This window comes from Planctomycetota bacterium, from assembly GCA_033763975.1.
Taxonomy (GTDB): Bacteria; Planctomycetota; Phycisphaerae; order Phycisphaerales; family UBA1924; genus RI-211.
Window position 1 is genome coordinate 36,018 of record JANRJM010000016.1, and the last position, 16,662, is coordinate 52,679.

Annotated in this window: 19 protein-coding genes; 11 read left to right on the forward strand and 8 right to left on the reverse strand. The window is 71.6% G+C overall.

Annotated elements, in window-relative coordinates; genetic code table 11:
- Positions 1 to 70 precede the first annotated feature (70 nt).
- On the reverse strand, positions 71 to 382 hold the full coding sequence (locus SFY69_10140) for a hypothetical protein (GenBank protein MDX2132399.1): 312 nt from the start codon (positions 380 to 382) through the stop codon (positions 71 to 73).
- Positions 383 to 593: 211 nt separating this feature from the next.
- On the opposite strand from SFY69_10140, the gene SFY69_10145 reads away from it, so the two are divergent.
- Both SFY69_10145 and SFY69_10150 read left to right on the forward strand, forming a co-directional pair.
- The gene (locus tag SFY69_10145; protein ID MDX2132400.1) at positions 594 to 2,282 is read left to right on the forward strand and encodes a type I 3-dehydroquinate dehydratase; all 1,689 of its coding nucleotides are present in this window, start codon (positions 594 to 596) and stop codon (positions 2,280 to 2,282) included.
- A gap of 2 nt (positions 2,283 to 2,284) precedes the next feature.
- A complete protein-coding gene (locus SFY69_10150) occupies positions 2,285 to 2,692 on the forward strand; it encodes a DUF5658 family protein (GenBank protein MDX2132401.1) in 408 nt (135 codons plus the stop codon).
- Between the two features lie 16 nt (positions 2,693 to 2,708).
- On the opposite strand, the gene SFY69_10155 is transcribed toward SFY69_10150, so the two are convergent.
- The 3 genes from SFY69_10155 to SFY69_10165 form a co-directional block, all read right to left on the reverse strand.
- The gene (locus SFY69_10155; protein MDX2132402.1) at positions 2,709 to 3,224 is read right to left on the reverse strand and encodes a beta-hydroxyacyl-ACP dehydratase; all 516 of its coding nucleotides are present in this window, start codon (positions 3,222 to 3,224) and stop codon (positions 2,709 to 2,711) included.
- A gap of 32 nt (positions 3,225 to 3,256) precedes the next feature.
- On the reverse strand, positions 3,257 to 3,643 hold the full coding sequence (locus SFY69_10160; protein ID MDX2132403.1) for an acyl carrier protein: 387 nt from the start codon (positions 3,641 to 3,643) through the stop codon (positions 3,257 to 3,259).
- 79 nt (positions 3,644 to 3,722) lie between these two features.
- Complete coding sequence (locus tag SFY69_10165) at positions 3,723 to 4,169, reverse strand: beta-hydroxyacyl-ACP dehydratase (protein ID MDX2132404.1); 447 nt, start codon at positions 4,167 to 4,169, stop codon at positions 3,723 to 3,725.
- A 29-nt stretch (positions 4,170 to 4,198) separates the two neighbouring features.
- Between SFY69_10165 and recO the strand changes: the two genes are divergently transcribed.
- Positions 4,199 to 4,945 carry a DNA repair protein RecO gene (recO, locus tag SFY69_10170; protein MDX2132405.1) on the forward strand — a complete coding sequence of 249 codons (747 nt, stop codon included), beginning with the start codon at positions 4,199 to 4,201 and terminating at the stop codon, positions 4,943 to 4,945.
- 12 nt (positions 4,946 to 4,957) lie between these two features.
- On the opposite strand, the gene SFY69_10175 is transcribed toward recO, so the two are convergent.
- Positions 4,958 to 6,181, reverse strand: coding sequence for a pitrilysin family protein (locus tag SFY69_10175; GenBank protein ID MDX2132406.1), 1,224 nt, complete (start codon positions 6,179 to 6,181; stop codon positions 4,958 to 4,960).
- Positions 6,182 to 6,379: 198 nt separating this feature from the next.
- On the opposite strand from SFY69_10175, the gene SFY69_10180 reads away from it, so the two are divergent.
- On the forward strand, positions 6,380 to 7,816 hold the full coding sequence (locus tag SFY69_10180) for a DUF5719 family protein (GenBank protein MDX2132407.1): 1,437 nt from the start codon (positions 6,380 to 6,382) through the stop codon (positions 7,814 to 7,816).
- Here SFY69_10180 and thiE read toward each other — a convergent pair.
- On the reverse strand, positions 7,813 to 8,883 hold the full coding sequence (gene thiE / locus SFY69_10185) for a thiamine phosphate synthase (protein ID MDX2132408.1): 1,071 nt from the start codon (positions 8,881 to 8,883) through the stop codon (positions 7,813 to 7,815). The two genes, SFY69_10180 and thiE, sit on opposite strands and share 4 nt — an antisense overlap.
- A 59-nt stretch (positions 8,884 to 8,942) precedes the next feature.
- Here thiE and SFY69_10190 point away from each other — a divergent pair, with 59 nt between their 5' ends.
- Both SFY69_10190 and SFY69_10195 read left to right on the forward strand, forming a co-directional pair.
- Positions 8,943 to 9,728, forward strand: a complete 786-nt coding sequence (locus tag SFY69_10190; protein ID MDX2132409.1) for a 6-phosphogluconolactonase — start codon at positions 8,943 to 8,945, stop codon at positions 9,726 to 9,728.
- Between the two features lie 11 nt (positions 9,729 to 9,739).
- Positions 9,740 to 10,588, forward strand: a complete 849-nt coding sequence (locus SFY69_10195) for an RluA family pseudouridine synthase (protein ID MDX2132410.1) — start codon at positions 9,740 to 9,742, stop codon at positions 10,586 to 10,588.
- Here SFY69_10195 and hemW read toward each other — a convergent pair.
- A complete protein-coding gene (gene hemW / locus SFY69_10200; GenBank protein MDX2132411.1) occupies positions 10,526 to 11,815 on the reverse strand; it encodes a radical SAM family heme chaperone HemW in 1,290 nt (429 codons plus the stop codon). The two genes, SFY69_10195 and hemW, sit on opposite strands and share 63 nt — an antisense overlap.
- A 95-nt stretch (positions 11,816 to 11,910) precedes the next feature.
- Here hemW and SFY69_10205 point away from each other — a divergent pair, with 95 nt between their 5' ends.
- Positions 11,911 to 12,408 carry an FHA domain-containing protein gene (locus SFY69_10205; protein ID MDX2132412.1) on the forward strand — a complete coding sequence of 166 codons (498 nt, stop codon included), beginning with the start codon at positions 11,911 to 11,913 and terminating at the stop codon, positions 12,406 to 12,408.
- A 16-nt stretch (positions 12,409 to 12,424) separates the two neighbouring features.
- On the opposite strand, the gene SFY69_10210 is transcribed toward SFY69_10205, so the two are convergent.
- Entirely contained in the window at positions 12,425 to 12,571 is a 147-nt protein-coding gene (locus tag SFY69_10210; GenBank protein MDX2132413.1) for a hypothetical protein, read from the reverse strand.
- A 128-nt stretch (positions 12,572 to 12,699) separates the two neighbouring features.
- On the opposite strand from SFY69_10210, the gene SFY69_10215 reads away from it, so the two are divergent.
- The 4 genes from SFY69_10215 to SFY69_10230 are packed head-to-tail and all read left to right on the forward strand — an operon-like array spanning position 12,700 to position 16,655.
- Complete coding sequence (locus tag SFY69_10215; GenBank protein ID MDX2132414.1) at positions 12,700 to 14,085, forward strand: adenylosuccinate synthase; 1,386 nt, start codon at positions 12,700 to 12,702, stop codon at positions 14,083 to 14,085.
- Positions 14,085 to 14,930: a polyprenyl diphosphate synthase gene (gene uppS, locus SFY69_10220; protein ID MDX2132415.1), complete on the forward strand. Its 846-nt coding sequence runs from the start codon at positions 14,085 to 14,087 to the stop codon at positions 14,928 to 14,930. Before SFY69_10215 ends, uppS begins: the two co-directional genes overlap by 1 nt.
- Positions 14,923 to 15,840: a phosphatidate cytidylyltransferase gene (locus SFY69_10225; GenBank protein MDX2132416.1), complete on the forward strand. Its 918-nt coding sequence runs from the start codon at positions 14,923 to 14,925 to the stop codon at positions 15,838 to 15,840. The genes uppS and SFY69_10225 overlap by 8 nt, the downstream gene beginning before the upstream one ends.
- Positions 15,841 to 15,890: 50 nt before the next feature.
- Positions 15,891 to 16,655 (forward strand): hypothetical protein, encoded by a 765-nt coding sequence (locus SFY69_10230; GenBank protein ID MDX2132417.1) that lies wholly within the window; start codon positions 15,891 to 15,893, stop codon positions 16,653 to 16,655.
- Positions 16,656 to 16,662 lie beyond the last annotated feature (7 nt).

Below are 16,662 nucleotides of genomic sequence, written 5' to 3' on the forward strand. Positions count from 1 at the left end.
GCGTAGTGCACACGATGTGGGTAGACCTGGAGACTGTGAGCGGCCATGCCCACGAGTAGAGCGGTACGTGTCATGGTTCCTTGTGCTCGTCCGCCGCGTGCTCGCCGCATTCCGGGCACGGCGATTCGGTCGGAAGGCCCTCGGTAGAGTGATTGCAGAATGGGCAGAGGCGTGCGCCCGAGTTGGTTCTCTTAGGAAGGTTCTCGATCCGCAATCCGAGTACTACCAGCATGAGAGGGAAGACGAGCAATACCCATCCTGCCAACATGAATAGTCGGCTCGACTTGTCGAAGAGTGCATAGAGAATCATGGCGGCGGACAACGCGACGAGCACCGTCGCGGCGGTTGCGAACACACGGCGTGACAAGTACTGCGACCGCACGTGTCATTCTAGATGTACAAGCCGCTCCGCAACTCCGTCTGGCGAGTCCAACTGCGAGCGACGGACGACTGCGCCGCGGCGGTGGCGGTCACGCCGAGTCCGAGAACGCAGATCGCTTGAACGTATCGTCGCATGACGGACCAAGATACCGTACTGCCGTGTCGGCGCACCATGAAAATCACCTGCTTCGCGCGATCTGTATCCTCGCCCCATGACCCTCGTGTGCGTGCCCATCGCGGTGCATGACGTGCCGACGGCGTTGGCCGACGCCGAGGCCGCGCGCCTCGCGGGGGCCGATCTCGTCGAGTTCCGCGTCGACGCGATGCTGCCCGGCGGCGTCGGCGAAGCCGAGATCGGGCTGCTGCGCCGGCTGTGCGCCGATTCGCCCCTGCCGGCGATCGTGACGTGCCGCGCGGCGGCGGAGGGCGGGGCGTACGACGGGCCGGACGACGAACGCCTCGCGCTGTACGAGCACCTGGGCACGGCCGACCACCCGCCGCGGTATGTGGACTTGGAACTCGCGGCGTACGAGCGCTCGGCGAACCTGCGGCAGAAGGCGCACCTCGCGATCGACTGGCCGGCGAGGCGGCGTGCGAACGCGCCGGGGCTCGTGCTCTCGCTGCATGATTTCGGCGGACGCCCGGCGGACCTCTCGCGCCGCGTCGCGCGGCTCGCGGAGGCCGAGGCCGCGGCGGTGGTGAAGGTCGCGTACCGCGCGCGGTCGATCCGCGACAACCTGGAGTTGCTGGAGGTGCCATCGCAGACCGGCAGGCCGACGATCGCGCTGGGGATCGGCGAGTTCGGGCTGATGTCGCGCGTGCTGGCGCCGAAGTTCGGCGGGTTTCTTACATTCGCCTCGCTGCGGCGCGGCGGCGAGACGGCCCCCGGCCAGCCCACCATCGCCGACCTGCTCGGCGCGTACCGGTTCCGATCGATCGGCCCGCGCACGCGCGTGTACGGCGTCGTCGGGTGGCCTGTGGGGCACTCGCTCTCGCCCACGCTGCACAACGCCGGGTTCGAGCGCGTCGGGCACGACGGCGTGTACCTGCCGATGCCGCTGGCGGGCGCGGCGGGCGAGGAGTCGTTCGCGGCGCTCAAGGCGACGCTGCTGGAGTTCATCGAGCATCCGCGCCTGTCGTTCTGCGGCGCGAGCGTGACGATCCCGCACAAGGAATCGCTGGCGCGCCTCGCGTCAGCGCAGGGGTGGGAGGCCGACGAAGCGACGCGCGCCACCGGCGCGGCGAACACGCTGGTGGTGGAACGCGACGCGGACGACGCGCCCCAACGCGTGCGGGTGATGAACACCGATGTGCCGGCGCTGGCCGCGAGTCTGGCCGAAGCGATGGGCACGCTCGCGGGCGCGACGGTGGGGGTGATCGGCGCGGGGGGCGTGGGGCGAGCCGCGGCGTGGGGGCTGGCGCGGGCGGGCGCGACGGTGGTGCTCTACAACCGCGATCTGTCGCGCGCGGAGGAGGTCGCGGCTCACGTGAACGGCGCGCTGCGAAGCGGGGGTGAGGGCCGGGGAAGCGCCGATCAACCCGCGGGGCGCGTGGTCGGTGCGTCGTGGGCGCTGCTTGCGAAGTCGTGCGCGGACGCGTTCGTCAACTGCACGCCCCTGGGCATGACGGGCGGGCCCGACCCGGCGGGCGCGGCGATGACGGCCGAGGCGATGCGCGGCTGCGCGTCGCTGCGCGTGGTGATGGACACCGTGTATGCTCCGCGCGTCACGCCCCTGCTCGCGGCGGCGGGGGCGTGCGGGCTGCGGACGGTGGGGGGCCTGGACATGTTCGTGCGGCAGGCGGCGTTGCAGTTCGAGGCGTGGACGGGCCGGCCCGGGCCGCTGACGCTGTTCGGCGCGCTCGCGTCGGAGGCCGCCGCGGCGCGGGAGGGGTCGGGGTGAGGATGGACGAGCGTCCGGGCCCGGAAGAGTTGGATGAGCCGAACGGCGCCGCCCCGCAGGAGCAGGGCGCGTCCGGCCCCGGCACGCGCCCAGTGCTGTACCCGAACCTGTACGTGTGGTACCTGCTGGCGTCGTCGCTCGACATCATGATGACGTACGCGATCATCTGGAAAATCGGCGGGCGCGAGGTGAATCAGATCGCGCAGCGCTTCGTGGACACGTTCGGGCACTGGGGGCTGATCGTCCTGAAGTTCACGACGGTCGTGTTCGTGATCGCGGTGTGCGAGGTGGTAGGACGCCGGAGCGAGCGGGCCGGGCGGCGGCTCGCGATCGCGGCGATCGCGCTGTCGGCGTTCCCGGTGGGGTACGGCGTGGTGCAGATCGTTGCGTGGACCCACCTGTGGGGCTAGGCGGCGGCGAGGGCGTTCAGGCCGGGCATTCCACGCCGCCCATGCGCAGCAGCGTGCGGAACGCGTCGCCGAAGACGAAGTTGTGCGCGGGGAACTCGATGCCCGCCATGTTGCGATCGGCGTAGCTGAACATCATGTCGACGGCGCCGATGGTGCGCGGCTCGGCGGGGTGGGCCGGGTCGATGAGCTCGACACGGGCGGTGGTCGCCGCCCCCACGCGGTCCATCTGCACCACGTCGCAGGTGTAGCGCAGCGTGAAGCCCGGGGAGACGTCCTCGGTCAGCTCGGCGCGGCTGATCTTGGCGAGCACGACCTTCTCGCGGAAGCCCTCCGCGTGCCCCACGAGCATGCCCGCCGACTGCGCCACGCCCTCCAGGATCAGGCTCGCGGGCATCAGCGGCAGCGCCGGCCGATCGGCGCACGCCGGGAAGTGATCGCCCAGGTGCTCCTCGGCCAGCGAGACGTTCTTGATGGTGACGATCCGCTCTCGCGGACGGAGTTGAAGGACCCGGTCGATCCACATCCAGCGCATGCGCGGAGGCTCCCTCGCATCGGGCGGGCACGCTAGGCCTTCGCGAGGCGCGCCTGCACGAACTTCACCAGCGATTCGACCGTGAACAGCTCCGCGACCTTCGTGATCTGCGGATCCTGCTCCCACGCGCTGAAGTCCACGTGCGGCATGCGGTCCTTGAGCATCGAGATACCGCGGGGCGTCACCTTCCCGTTCTGCACGTACTGCGGGTCCTGCGCCACGTTGTCGGGGAACAGCTCGCCCTGCGGGATCTTCATCGAGAAGGCCTGCTCGAGCTTGAACACGATGTCCAGGAAGTCGATCGACTCCGCCCCCAGGTCCTTTGTCAGCACCGCCTCGGGGGTCACTTCTTCTTCGTCGACCGCCAGGGCGTCGACGAGGATCGTGCGGACCTTTTCGAAAATCTCGTCGCGTGTCATCGTCTCGGTCTCTCCAGCGTCCCGCGGTGCGCTCGCGAGCGGCGCCTCGCGGAGTGCCTTCCCGCGGACGCGGTTCGAACTAGCATGATACCGCCGACTCGCGTGCGGAAGCCAACGGGGCCTCCGCCAGGCGCACCGGCCGAAGAATGAACCGCCCGCTGACGGCGGTGGGGAGGTCGGCCGCCGGGATTCCCGCCTCCACGAGCAGGCCCTCGCCTCGGAACTCCAGCGACCCGTCGTCCAGGGCCTTGAGCAGCGAGACCTCGACGCGCAGCGACGCCCCGGGCTTGACAAACCGTCCGTACTTGAGCGCCCGCACTTGTCCCAGCACGGCCCGGTGCATGCCCCGCGCGTCGCACAGTCGCCGGGCCGCCTGCACCATCGCCTCGAGCATCAGCACCCCCGGCAGCACCGGGAACGTCGGGAAGTGGTCCTGCAGATACTCCTCCGCCGCGGTGACCTGCTTCAGCGTCACGATGCGCTCGGGAGTCTGCTCCAGTACGCGGTCGACAAGGTCGAAGTGCACGGGTCCATCCTACCCCACTACGCTGGGCGGTGCCCGTCATCGGCGATGAGGGGGTCTGCCTGCGTGTCTGGGACTGGTCCGAGACCAGCCAGACCCTCGCGGTCTTCTCGCGCCAGCACGGCGTGCTCCGCTGCGTCGCGAAAGGCTCCAAGCGAGGCGACACCCGGTTCTCCGGCGGGATCGAGCCCCTCACCCGCGCCGAGTTCCAGGTGAGCGTCCGCAAGTCCGACGCCATGTCGGTGCTGGCCTCCTGGGAACTCGCCGAGGTCTTCCCCGCCGCCCGCCGTTCGCTCGAGGCCTTCTACGCCGGCACCACGATGCTCGACGCCGTGCGACACTGCCTCCACGAGCAGGACCCGCACCCGGACCTATACGACGCGCTGCTGCGCGACCTGCGGGGCCTCGACGCCCCCGCGGGCCCCGGCCCCGCGCTGCTCGGTTTCCTCTGGAGCACGCTCGCCGACACCGGGCACGCCCCCGAACTTGCCCGCGACGTCGGCGCGGGGACCGACCTGCCCGCCGCGCCGTCGTACGTCTTCGACGCCCGGCGGGGCGGGCTCACCACCGACGCCCCCGCCAACGCCGAGCGCCCCGGCGCCTGGCGCATCCGCGCCGAAACGGTCGACCTGCTCCGCGCCGTCAGCACCGGGTCGTCCAGCGCGGCCCCGCCCGCCGCGGTCGATCGCGCCACGCGTCTGCTCGCCCTGTGCTTCCGCGAGGTGTTCGGCGTCGAGCCCCCGACGTTCCGCCGCCTGCTCGGGACCGACGCCAAGTAGGCCCCCGGCCCGCTAGCCCGCGGGCAAGAGGCGACCGACCGTGACGGGCCGCACCGGGAACTCGCCCCGCAGGGCACGCAGGTTGTCGAGCGTCACGCCCGAGAGCATCGCGAGTTCTTCTTCCAGCGTCGCGTACCGCCCGAGGTAGGTCCACAGACGCCCCAGGCGCTGCATGCGGTCGTGGGGGCGTTCGCCGTTGATCGTCGCGCTGGTGATCATCTTCTCGCGCAGGCGCTCGAGGTCGGCGGGCTCCAGCGAATCCGAGAGCGTCCGCATCTCGCGCTCCAGGATCTCCCACGCCTCGTCCACACGCGCGGGGTGCAGCGTCGCGAACACCATGAAGTCGCCCAGCCCGTCGTGCGGGTCAAAGCTCGCCTGCGCGTCGTCCGCGATTCCAGGCTCGATCAGGCTCCAGTGCAGGCGGCTGTTGTCGCCCCCGCCGAGCACGTGCGCCAGGATCGACGCGGCGTACCGCCGGTCGTCCGCCATCGCCGGCGCCGGGCACATCGCGAGCACGTAGGCCTGTGTCACCTTCTCCGAGCGCAGCTCGAACGTCCCCCCCGCGATCGCCGGCGGGCGCGGGTCGCGGTCGGCGCGCGTCGGTGACCACGAGGCGGTCAGCGCTTCCAGTTGGCGGCACGCCGCCTCGAAGTCCACGTTCCCCGCCAGCGCCACCACCGTGTTGTCCGGCGAGTATCGCGCGTCGAAGTACGCCCGCATCTGCTCGGCGCGCATGGCCCCGATCGTCTGCGGCGTGCCCAGCACGCGGTGCGACACCGGGTGGTTCCCGAAGTGTCGCTCCAGCGTCTCCTCGAACAGCACCCAGAACGGGTTGTCGTGGTACATCGCGATCTCTTCGAGGATCACCCCGCGCTCCACCTCGAACTCCTCGGGCGCGAGCGTCGGACGCATCATCCGCCCCAGCAGCTCCAGCGCCCGCGGGAACTGCTCGGGCAGCGCGTCGGCGTAGAAGCACGTGATCTCGTTCGACGTGTACGCGTTGTTTCGCGCCCCGATCTCGTCGAACGCCCGGTTCAACTGCTCGGCGCTCAGCCCCGCGCACCCCTTGAACATCATGTGCTCGAGGAAGTGGCTGACCCCCATGATCTCGCGCGGCTCGTCTCGCGCGCCCGTGCGCACGAAGAAACCCCCCGCCGCGGTGTGCGCCGCGGGCGAGCACTCCGCCAGGATCGTCAAACCGTTCGCAAGTCGGTGCAGGCGATACTCGTACGACACGGGCGAGGGTACGGCCCCTCGCGCCCCGCCCGGAGCCCCCCGCGCCCGCCGCCCCACGTCCGAGAGTTCCCAGAACAACCACCGGCACACTTCGTGTGGTCAAAGTTCGGCTATCAGTCACGCGGCGATTTGCTATATTCCCGGCGTCCGGCCGCCCCCGGGAGCGGGCAACGCCGGACGCACGTCCTGGGAGTCCGCATGGAACGAGATAGCCGGTTCGAGGCGCTCGAGCGCCGCGTGGTGCTGGACGGGCACCTCACGAATGTCCTGTACTACCCCGAAGGCTTCACCAGCGCGAACGTGAACGAGTACGTTCCGATCACCAACCCCAACGACGTTGCCGTCGAGTTCGAACTGCACGCGCGATACGAGTGGGGCGAGCGCGACGCGCTGATCGCCCGCGGGACCATCGCGCCGCGCTCGCGCGACGGCGTCACGATCTCGGAGATCACCCGCCCGGACGACCGCCTCGTGCGGACGGACGTCCCGTACGCCCTGGTGCTCCGGTCCACCATGCCGCTGGCCGCCACCCTCAGCCACTACGACTTCGGCACGGCGGTGGGCGAGTCGTTCGTCGCGACGACGGGCCCTCTCTGGTCGTTCGCCGACGGCCGCAAGGACTCTGCCGGATCGCGCGACTTCATCCTGGTCTTCAACCCGAACGCGACCGTCGCGAACGTCACGCTGACGGTGATGGACTCGGCCGGGGGCATCACGACCCGCTCGATCGTGGTCGAGGCGGAGCGACGCGCGGGGTGGAGCCTGGACGACATCCCGGGGATCGCGCCCGGCGCGTTCGCCGCCACGGTCGTGTCGGACGTGCCCATCGTCGCCGCCCAGTCGCACTACGAACTGGAGTCGCAGCGCGGGTACGGGCTGATCGGCACCGTCGGCGGTGGCTCGCTGGCCGGCGTGCTGCCCACCATCGATTTCGACGACTCGTTCTACGAGATCAACGGGGATGAGCCCAGCGGGGTGCGATTCGAGGGCAACGCGTTCGTCTCGATCGTGAACCCCAACGGGGCGCCCGCGACCGTGACCCTCACGTTCCTGCTCGACGAATCGGGCTCGGGCGATCCGCCCCCGATCCGGCGCGTCGCCATCGTCCCGGCGCAGTCGCGCTCGCAGATCTCCATCCGTGACCTGGGCGTCGCGCAGGACGTGGAGATCGCCGTGGTGTACCGGTCGAACGTGCCCGTGACGGTGTCGGGGTCGGTGTATCAGGGCCGCGATGGGACGGGCTTCAACGCGGCGACGCAGGCCGCGACGACGTGGGACTTCGGCGAGGGGTTCATGAGCCGCTCTCGGGCGGGGCGCGAGGTCGAGGAGGACATCTACGTCTTCAACCCGACGAGCCAGGACGTCTCCGTGACGGTGACGTTCTTCATGCTCGATGGGACCACGCGCACGATCTCCGATGACATCAGTTCCCTCGAGGTCGAGGACATCAAGATCCACGAGCTCGCGGAGTTCATCACCGGGCCGGAGAACCAGTTCTTCGGCTTCCGCGTCACGTCGCCCTCGCCCATCGTGGCGAGCGTCGAGCACTGGGACGGCAGCATCGGCGGCGGGTTCTCAACCTTCGGCATGCCGCGCGGCACGGTGGTGGACCTCGCCTCGGTTCTCGCGATCTAGCGCGCCGGCGCAGCGTCGAAGGCCGCCCGTATCTCGCGGCAGGCGCCCGCCGGGTCCGTCGCGGCGCACACCGCCGCGCTCACGGCCACACCGCGCACGCCCGCGGACGCGAGCGTCCCGACGTTGTGCGCGGTGATCCCCCCGATCGCCAAATGAGGGACTGCGCTCAGCCCGGGGTCGGCCAGATACGACGCCGCGTAGGCCGGGCCGGCGAGCCGGGGCTTGTCCTTCGTCCGGGTCGGGAACATCGGCCCCAGGCCGCACACGTCCGCCCCGCCCGCGACCGCGGCCCGCGCCTGGTCGAGGTTCTCGGTCGAGACGCCGATGAGCAGTCCCTCGCCCGCGAGCCGGCGGGCGACGTCGGGGGCGAGGTCGCTCTGGCCCAGGTGCACGCCGTCGGCACCCGCGAGCAGCGCGAGGTCGACCCGGTCGTTGACGACCAGGGCCGCACCGTGCGCGCGGGTCATCGCCCGCAGGCGTGACGCGCGGCGGAGCAGTTCGGCGTCCGCGAGCGTTTTCTCGCGCAGTTGAATGCAGTCGGCCCCGCCCGCGAGCGCCTCCGATGCCACGGCGTCCCACGGGCGTGCGCACACCGATTCGGTGAGCAGCACGCACAGCCGCCACTGGCGACGCGCGCCCGCGCCCAGCGCGAGCGACACGGCGCGGCCGAGGTCGTATGCCTGATATCGCAGCGCCTTGAACGGGCCGGGCGGGCCGGCAGAGGCGGGTTTGCCCGCTTCCTCCAGCACGCGGAGCGCCTCTTCCAGGCGGGCGGCGTTCGCGCGTGCGAGGTCGGCGGCCCCGCGGCGCGCCGATTCTTCGGGGAGCGTCAGCGGGCCCCCGACGTCGCCCGGCACATCGCGGGACGCGACGCGGGCGAGCGGGTCGAGCCCGAGGGTGCCCGACGCGTCGGTGACGGCGTGTCGCAGCGATTTCGCCCGGGACGCCAGGTCCTCGCGCGACAGCACGAACCGAGAGAGGTCCTCGAGCACGCGGCACGCCTCGCGGGCGCGGTTGAGGTTCGCGTCGAGCAGGCGGGCGAGGTCCGGTCGGGGCGGCAGGGGCACGGCCCAGCGTACGCAAAATGGCAGTGGCGGACCGGGCCGAACCCCGCCACAATGACCGGATGAGCGACGGGCCGATGTACGAACTGTCCCCGATCGCTTCGCAGCGGACACCCCGCCTGCCGGGGCTGGTGGTGCAGCGCCCGACGGGCGACGCGCTGATCGACGCGCTGCTGGCGGACCTGTTCATCCACGCGGGCAACTGCGTGCGTGAGTTCGGCGATTTCCACCTCGTCATCGACGCCGACCCGGCGATCGAGCCCGTGCTGCGGCGCCTGCTCTACGACCCGGCGTACCGCGAGATGCCCTGGACGCGCACGCGCGTGTGGCTCGCGAGCGAGCAGCGCGTGCCGCCGGACGATCCCGCCCGCGCCTGGCCCATCGTGCGCGACATGATCGGCGCGCACTCGGGCATCCCCGACGACCAGATCCACGCCATCGACCCCGACGCGCCCGAGGCGTACGACGCCCTGCTGCGCGAGCACCTGGGCTGGCGCCCCAAGGGGCACGACCGCCCGGACTGCGCGCTGCTCGTGCTCCGCGCCGACGCGGGCGTCGGGGCGGTGCGGGGCGCCAACAGCATCGCGCGCGGCGATTTCTGCGTCGAGCACGGGTCCACGCCCACCTCGCCCGCGACGGTCGGCGTGAACGACGCGATTCTCAACGCCTCGCGTCTCGTTGCGGTGTATGTTTCCGGAGAAGATGCCCGGCGCGGGCTTTCGCTGCTGGAGCGTGCCCGGGGCACAAGCGCCGCGCTGGGCGCCATGGCGCTGCGCCCGCCCGCGGGCGAGCTGCGCTGGTACGTCGATCCCGCCTGCTGCACGCGTGTGCCCGCGGAGCATTCCTGAAGGAGCCCCGCGTGGGTCTGCTGTCCGTCGAGCCCAACCCGAGGATCACCTTCAAGGTGCGCCACGAGGACGCCGACCTCCTCGTCGTCGGCAAGCCCGCGGGCGTCGTCACCACGCCGGGGCTCGGGCACGAGCGCGACTCGCTCCTCAACGGGCTCTTCGCCCGGCACGGCCCGCGCCTGCAGAAGCTCGGCAAGGCCCGCGATTTCGGCCTGCTGCACCGCCTCGACCGCGAGACCAGCGGGCTGGTGCTCTGCGCGCTCACCGTCGAGGCCTACGAGGCGCTCCGCGAGGCGTTCACGAGCCGCCAGGTCGAGAAGTACTACTGGGCCGTGGTCTTCCAGGCCCCCAAGTCTCCCAAGGGGCTGATCCGCCGGGCGATCCTCGAGTACGACGGCAAGGCGCCCGGCGACCCGCGCACGAAGAAGCTCGCCCGCATCTCCCCCGCGGGAAAGCCCGCCCTCACCGCGTACCGCACGCTCGCCGAGTCGATGGCGGGGGCCCTGCTCGAATGCCGCGCCGTCACCGGACGTCTCCACCAGGTCCGCGTCCATCTCGATTCCATCGGGTGCCCGATCCTGGGCGACGATTTCTACGGCCCGCACTCGGCGCGCGGCGCGTCCCGGCGCCTCGCGCTCCACGCGCACCGCCTGGTGTTCAAGCACCCCACCTCGGGCGAGCGCATCGACGTGCGCAGCCCCTGGCCCAGCGACCTGCGCGCGCTGCTGAAGCGCCTGCACCTGCCCCGCCCGGACTTGCTCGGCACCGACCCTGCCGGCGCGGACGCGGGGGCGCCGTCAGCGCGGGTCGAGCGCGCAGAGGAAATCGACGGCGAGCCGGTCGGCGACGAGGAAGCCTGAATCCGTCGGCGCCCACCGCGCGCCGGAGGAAAGCAGCCCCTCGCCCGCGAGCTTCCGCGCCAGCGCCTCCAGACGCGCGGGCGCCGCCGCGTCGAGCGCGCCCGCGCGGGCGAGCATCTCGGAGGCGTCGAGCCCCTCGCGCAGGCGCAGGCCCGTCATCAGGCGCTCGGCCAGCGCGCGGCGCGCGTCGGGCCCTTCAAAGTCCACGATCGGCGAGAACCCGCCGCGCGAGCGATCCAGGTAGTCGTCCAGGCGGGGCGTGTTCTTCCACCGCCGCCCCGCGACGTGCGCCGAGGCCGACGGCCCGGCCGCCAGCCACTGGTCGTCGCGCCAGTACGCCAGGTTGTGCCGGCACTCGGCGCCGGGGCGGGCGAAGTTGCTCACCTCGTACCGGTCAAGCCCGTGCGCGCGCAGCACGCCCACGGTGTCCTCGAACAGGTCGGCCTCCAGGTCCTCGTCGGCCCGCGCGAACTCGCCCCGCTTGAGGCGCGCGGTCATCGCCGTGTTGGGCTCGTACGTCAGCGCGTAGCACGAGAGATGCTCCGTGCCCAGCGCGAGCGCCGCGTCGAGATCGTGGCGCCACTCGTCCCGCGTCTGCCCGGGCACGGCGTAGATGAGGTCGACCGAGAGCCGCTCGACGCCCGCGTCGCGCGCCAGCGCGATCGCGCGCGGCACGCTCGCCGGGTCGTGCCGGCGCTCCAGCGTCACCAGGTGCGCCGCGTGGAACGACTGCGCGCCCATGCTCAGCCGGTTCACTCCGCCCGCGACCAGCACGCGCAGCAGGTCGGGCGTGACGGTCTCGGGGTTGCACTCGACGGTGAACTCGCACGGCGCGCCGCCCCCCGCCGCGAGGTCGCCGCACGTCGCGAGGCCCCTGCCCGCTCCAAGGTCATAGTGCGTGTGCAGCGCGCCGAGCACGCGCTCCCACAGGCGCGGCTCGAGCATGCTGGGCGTTCCGCCCCCGACGAACACGGTGCGCAGGGGCCTGGCGGCCCACGGCGCGAGCGCCCGCAGTTCGTCCACGAGGCGATCGGTGAACGCCTCCTGCCGCCCGCGCGTGTCGACGATGCTGTAGAAGTCGCAGTAGTGGCACTTGTGCGAGCAGAACGGGACGTGGATGTACAGCGAGGTCGCGATGGCCCGCGCCGCGACGCCGCCCAGCGCGTCGCCGGCGTCGGAGGGGCCGCCGGGCGACGCGGGCGGGAGTTGGGGAAGGCTGACGGGCACGCCGGCAGAGTACGGGTCCGGTGCGGGTCGCGAGCGGGGATGGGGCTATCATGGGAACACACGCGGGGGCGGTTCGCCGCGGAAGGGGTCGCGCGATGGATGTGAGCTTGGTGCTCGTGACGCCGCAGGGCAAGCAGTCGGAGATCCCGCTGCGCCGTCCCGTGCAGGTGATCGGGCGTCAGACCGATTGCCAGATCCGCGTGCCGAGCAGCGCGGTGTCGCGGCATCACTGCGAAGTTTCGGTCGACGACGGCAAGGTCTCGGTCCGCGATCTTGGATCGAGCAACGGCACCTACGTGAACCGTCGGCGCGTGACGCAGACCGACCTCTCGCCCGGCGACCTGCTGGCGGTGGGAGAAATGGTGTTCGTCGTGCGTGTGGACGGGCGTCCGGCCGCCATCGATTCCGACGACGTGCTGGAAGACGGGCAGGTCCAGGTCCCGGCGGCGGCGTCGGCCGCGGCGGCCCCGCGACCGGCGAGCAAGCCCGCGTCCCGCGCGCCCGCGCGGCCGGTCGATCCCGACGACAGCGGCGCCGACGACTTCGATTTCCTCGGCGAGGACGACGACATCAAGAAGCAGCCCAAGCTCTGAGCCCGCGCGGCGGGCGCTACGCCGCCGGCTTGCCCTGCTGGGACGTGCTCCCCGCCGCCGGCACCCGGATGTTCGTCGCGCACGCCCGGCAGCGGACGGTCTTTCCGCGGCACTCCTTCGGAACCGCCAGGATCTTCCGGCAGCTCAGGTTCGGGCACATCATGCGGATAGTCGGCGAAGACGACATCGTGCGTGGAATCGACACACGGCGCCCGCCGCTTGAGGCGTGGGCGTCCCAGAATCGCCCCGGATACGCTGTGCCCCGATACACCCGGACCCTGCGAGCACGACATGGCTGCACCTGACACGCGCGCACTCTTCTCGGACGCCCCCCGCGGCACGGTGGTCGTGGGCCTGCAGTGGGGCGACGAGGGCAAGGGCAAGCTCGTCGACCTGCTCGCCAAGGAGCACGACGCCGTCGTCCGCTACAACGGCGGCGCCAACGCCGGGCACTCCGTCGTCGTCGGCGGAACCCGCTACTCCCTGCACCTCATCCCCTCCGGCATCCTCTATCCGGGGAAGGTCGCGGTCATCGGCAATGGCGTCGTCGTCGATCCCTGGAAACTCGTCGAGGAACTCGACGGCCTCGCCGCACGCAACATCGACACCTCGAACCTCGTCGTCTCCGACCGTGCCCACGCCGTCCTCGCCTATCACAAGTCCGAGGACGCCCTCCGCGAGGACCTGCTCAAGCACGTCGGCGGCGCCCGCGTGCCCAGCGGCGAGGACCGCGCGGACGCCCCCGCCCCGGTCTCCGAGATCGGCACCACCCGGCGCGGCATCGGCCCGGCCTACGCCGACAAAGTCCAGCGCGCCAGCGCCGTCCGCCTGGGCGACCTGCTCCGCCCCGACGTGCTCCGCGATCGCATCCGCGTCGCCCTCACCCTGAAACGCCCGCTGCTGGAAGAACTCGGCCCGCAGTCCGGCGTGCCCGACGAGGCCGAACTGATCGCGGCGTGCGAAGCCATCGGCACGCGCCTCGCCCCGATGATCCGCGACACCACCTCGCTCCTGCACGGGATGCTCCGCCAGGGCAAGCGCGTGCTCTTCGAGGGCGCGAACGGGTCGCTGCTCGATGTCGATCACGGGACATACCCGTACGTCACCGGGTCCACGTGCATCGCGTCCGGGGTCGGGCCAGGCACGGGCGTGCCCCCCACGCACATCTCGCGGGTGCTGGGCGTCATGAAGGCGTACTCGACGCGCGTCGGGGCCGGGCCCTTCCCCACCGAGCTGCACGACGCCCTGGGCGAGCGGATCCGCGTGCGGGGGCGCGAGTACGGCACGACGACCGGGCGCCCGCGCCGGGTCGGCTGGCTTGACCTGGTCGCCGTGCGCTACGCCGCGATGATCAACGGCGCCACCGGCATCGCGCTCACGATGCTGGACGTGCTGAGCGGGATCGACGAACTGCGGGTGTGCGTGGGGTACACGATTCACGGGCGCGAGACGAACGATTTTCCGCCCGACTCGTACGACCTGGCGCGGGCCGTCCCGCGGTACGAGGTGCTGCCTGGCTTTGCCGAGGACATCGCCTCGTGCCGCGACGCGGGCGGCCTCCCGCCGAACGCGGCCCGCTACGTGGAGTTCATCGAGTCGTTCGTCGGCGTCCCGGTGGAGGTGGTGAGCGTGGGACCGGATCGCGCGCAGACCATGATCCGAACGGAGCGGGCGTGATGCCGGATCGCGCCGCCGAATCGCCCGTTGCGACGGGGCACAACGGGCAGCACGCCGCCGCCCTCGCGCGCATCCGCCAGCGCAACCCCGACGCGGACCCGGCCCGCCTGCTCCCCGACGTCGACCCAGCCCGAATCCCGCGCCATGTCGCGATCATCATGGACGGGAACGGGCGCTGGGCCGCGGCCCGCGGGCTGCCCCGCGAGTTCGGGCATCGCGCCGGCGCCAAGGTGGTGCGCGAGGTGGTGGAGCACGCCGGGAACGTGGGCGTGGAGGTCGTGACGCTGTATTCGTTCTCGCTGGAGAACTGGAAGCGTCCGCCCGGCGAGATCGAGGCGCTCATGCACCTCTGCCGCGTGTACCTCGACGGCGAAGAGGCCGAGCTCGTGCGCCGGGGCATCCGATTCCGCGTCATTGGCCGCCGCGCGGGCCTGCCTTCGGGCGTGGTCGAGGCCATCGAGCGGGTGGAGCGGTCGACCTCCGGCGGCACGCGCGGCACGCTCTGCCTGGCGATCAACTACGGCGCCCGCGCCGAACTCGCCGACGCCGCCCGCCGGCTGGCGCGTGACGTCGCTTCGGGCGCGATCGCGCCCGACGCTGTCGACGAAGGTTCGCTGGCGTCGCGCCTGTACGCCCCGGACCTGCCGGACCCGGACCTGCTCATCCGCACCGCCGGCGAGATGCGCGTCAGCAACTTCCTGCTCTGGCAGATCAGTTACGCCGAACTGCACGTCACGCCCGTGCTGTGGCCCGACTTCGGGCCCGCCTGCCTCGACGCCGCCATCCGCGACTTCGCGTCCCGCTCCCGCCGCTTCGGGGCGATCAGCGAGCAGGCGCATGCGTGAGCGGCTGCTGCTGGGCCCGCTGCTGATCCTGCTCCTCGTCGGCGGGCTGGCGCTCGACCAGTGGCTCGACGCGCGCCCGCTGCCGTCGGCGCTCCGCGTCATCGGGTCCGACACCGTTCCCCCGGGGGTCATTGTCTTCGTGGTGATGGCGATCCTCGGCGCGCTGGCGGCCCGCGAACTCGCCGCCATCCTTGCCGCGAACGGCGTGCTCGCCTCGCGCCGCGTCACCACTTTCGCCGCGATGTGCGGGCTTCTTGCCTCCGGGCTCATCCCCGGGCACGCGACCGGAACCGAGGCCTTCGCCGGCGTCGGCACCGCCGGCGTGCTCGCGCTCATCACCGCGCTGGGCTTTTATTCGCGTCATCGCAGCGTCGAGGGTGTCGTCGCCGGCACCGGCGGCGCGCTCCTCGCGTTCGTGTACATCGGGCTCATGCTCGGGTTCCTGCTCGCCATCCGGCGCGAGCACACCGCGTGGATCCTGCTGTGGGTCCTCATGGTCACCAAGGCCTGCGACATCGGCGCGCTCTTCGCCGGCAAGGCCTTCGGCCGCCACAAACTCATCCCCTGGCTCAGCCCCGGCAAGACCTGGGAAGGTCTGGTGGGCGGGGTCGTGCTGGCGGCCCTCGTCGCCTGGGGCGGGTTCGCGGTCATCCACGCCGGCACCGGCGCGCCCGTGCCGGGGGTCTTCGCCAGCCTGGGCGCGGGCGTCGTGCTCGGTCTGGTCGGCCAGGCCGGCGACCTCCTCGAGAGCCTGCTCAAACGCGACGCGGGCATCAAGGACTCCGGGCGATCACTGCCGGGGTTCGGCGGCGTGCTCGACCTCATTGATTCACCGCTGCTCGCCGCGCCCGTCGCCTACTGGATGCTCCACAGCTTCCAGCGAATCGCGACAACGCACGGCGTCGACTGACGCGACGTGTTCCGGCGCTCTACACTGCGTCGGGTCCCCAGGGGAATCGGATGGACGCTACGACGCGGTTGCTCAAGGTCTTTCAGGTCGAAAAGCAGATGCGGGAACTGAGATCCCGCCTTGAATCGGCGGAGCGCTTCCTCGCCGAGCAGGACAAGGATCTCGCCCAGATCAACGCGAAGCGCGCGGCCCTGGAAGCGCAGGCCAAGGCGCTCATGGTGCAGGCCGCCGACCGCGAGGGCGAGGCTCACCGCCTCGACGCCAAGATCGCCACCATCCGCGAGCAGATGGGGCAGGCGCAGACCAACCGCGAGTACCAGGCCTTCCTCGTCGAGATGAACACGCACAAGCTCGAGCGCGACAAACTCGAGACCACCGCGATCGAGTTCATGCAGAAGGTCGACGAGGCCAAGCGCCTCCACGCCGACGCCGAGGCCGCCCGAGACCAGAGGCTCCAGGTCCGCCAGGTCGCCCAGCAGGAACGCGACGCGCGCCACGCCGAGATCGCGGCCCGTCTCGCGGTGCTCAAGGCCGAGCGCGCCGCGCTCGCCGCCGAGGCGACCCCCGACTCGCTCAAGATGCTCGAGGACCTCCTCCGGCGCAAGGGCGAGGACGCCATGGCCACCATCCAGGTCGAGGACCGCAAACGACACGAGTACACCTGCGGGTCGTGCCAGATGACGATCCCCGTCGAGGCCGTCAGCGGCCTGCTCTCGCGCGGCGTCATCACCCGCTGCGTCTCGTGCCAGTGCCTGCTGTTCCTCGACGAGACCGCGCGCAACGCGCTCCAGCCCCCCGCGTCCAGCAAGCGATAACGCACGC

Excerpts from the sequence above, each read along its gene's own strand:
- SFY69_10215 (MDX2132414.1), top strand. The coding sequence starts at position 12,700 with ATGGCTGCACCTGACACGCGCGCACTCTTCTCGGACGCCCCCCGCGGC.
- SFY69_10180 (MDX2132407.1), top strand. The coding sequence starts at position 6,380 with ATGGAACGAGATAGCCGGTTCGAGGCGCTCGAGCGCCGCGTGGTGCTG.
- SFY69_10230 (MDX2132417.1), top strand. The coding sequence starts at position 15,891 with ATGGACGCTACGACGCGGTTGCTCAAGGTCTTTCAGGTCGAAAAGCAG.
- SFY69_10155 (MDX2132402.1), bottom strand. The coding sequence starts at position 3,224 with ATGCGCTGGATGTGGATCGACCGGGTCCTTCAACTCCGTCCGCGAGAG.
- SFY69_10145 (MDX2132400.1), top strand. The coding sequence starts at position 594 with ATGACCCTCGTGTGCGTGCCCATCGCGGTGCATGACGTGCCGACGGCG.
- SFY69_10190 (MDX2132409.1), top strand. The coding sequence starts at position 8,943 with ATGAGCGACGGGCCGATGTACGAACTGTCCCCGATCGCTTCGCAGCGG.
- SFY69_10210 (MDX2132413.1), bottom strand. The coding sequence starts at position 12,571 with ATGATGTGCCCGAACCTGAGCTGCCGGAAGATCCTGGCGGTTCCGAAG.
- SFY69_10160 (MDX2132403.1), bottom strand. The coding sequence starts at position 3,643 with ATGACACGCGACGAGATTTTCGAAAAGGTCCGCACGATCCTCGTCGAC.
- SFY69_10205 (MDX2132412.1), top strand. The coding sequence starts at position 11,911 with ATGGATGTGAGCTTGGTGCTCGTGACGCCGCAGGGCAAGCAGTCGGAG.
- SFY69_10225 (MDX2132416.1), top strand. The coding sequence starts at position 14,923 with ATGCGTGAGCGGCTGCTGCTGGGCCCGCTGCTGATCCTGCTCCTCGTC.
- uppS (MDX2132415.1), top strand. The coding sequence starts at position 14,085 with ATGCCGGATCGCGCCGCCGAATCGCCCGTTGCGACGGGGCACAACGGG.
- SFY69_10150 (MDX2132401.1), top strand. The coding sequence starts at position 2,285 with ATGGACGAGCGTCCGGGCCCGGAAGAGTTGGATGAGCCGAACGGCGCC.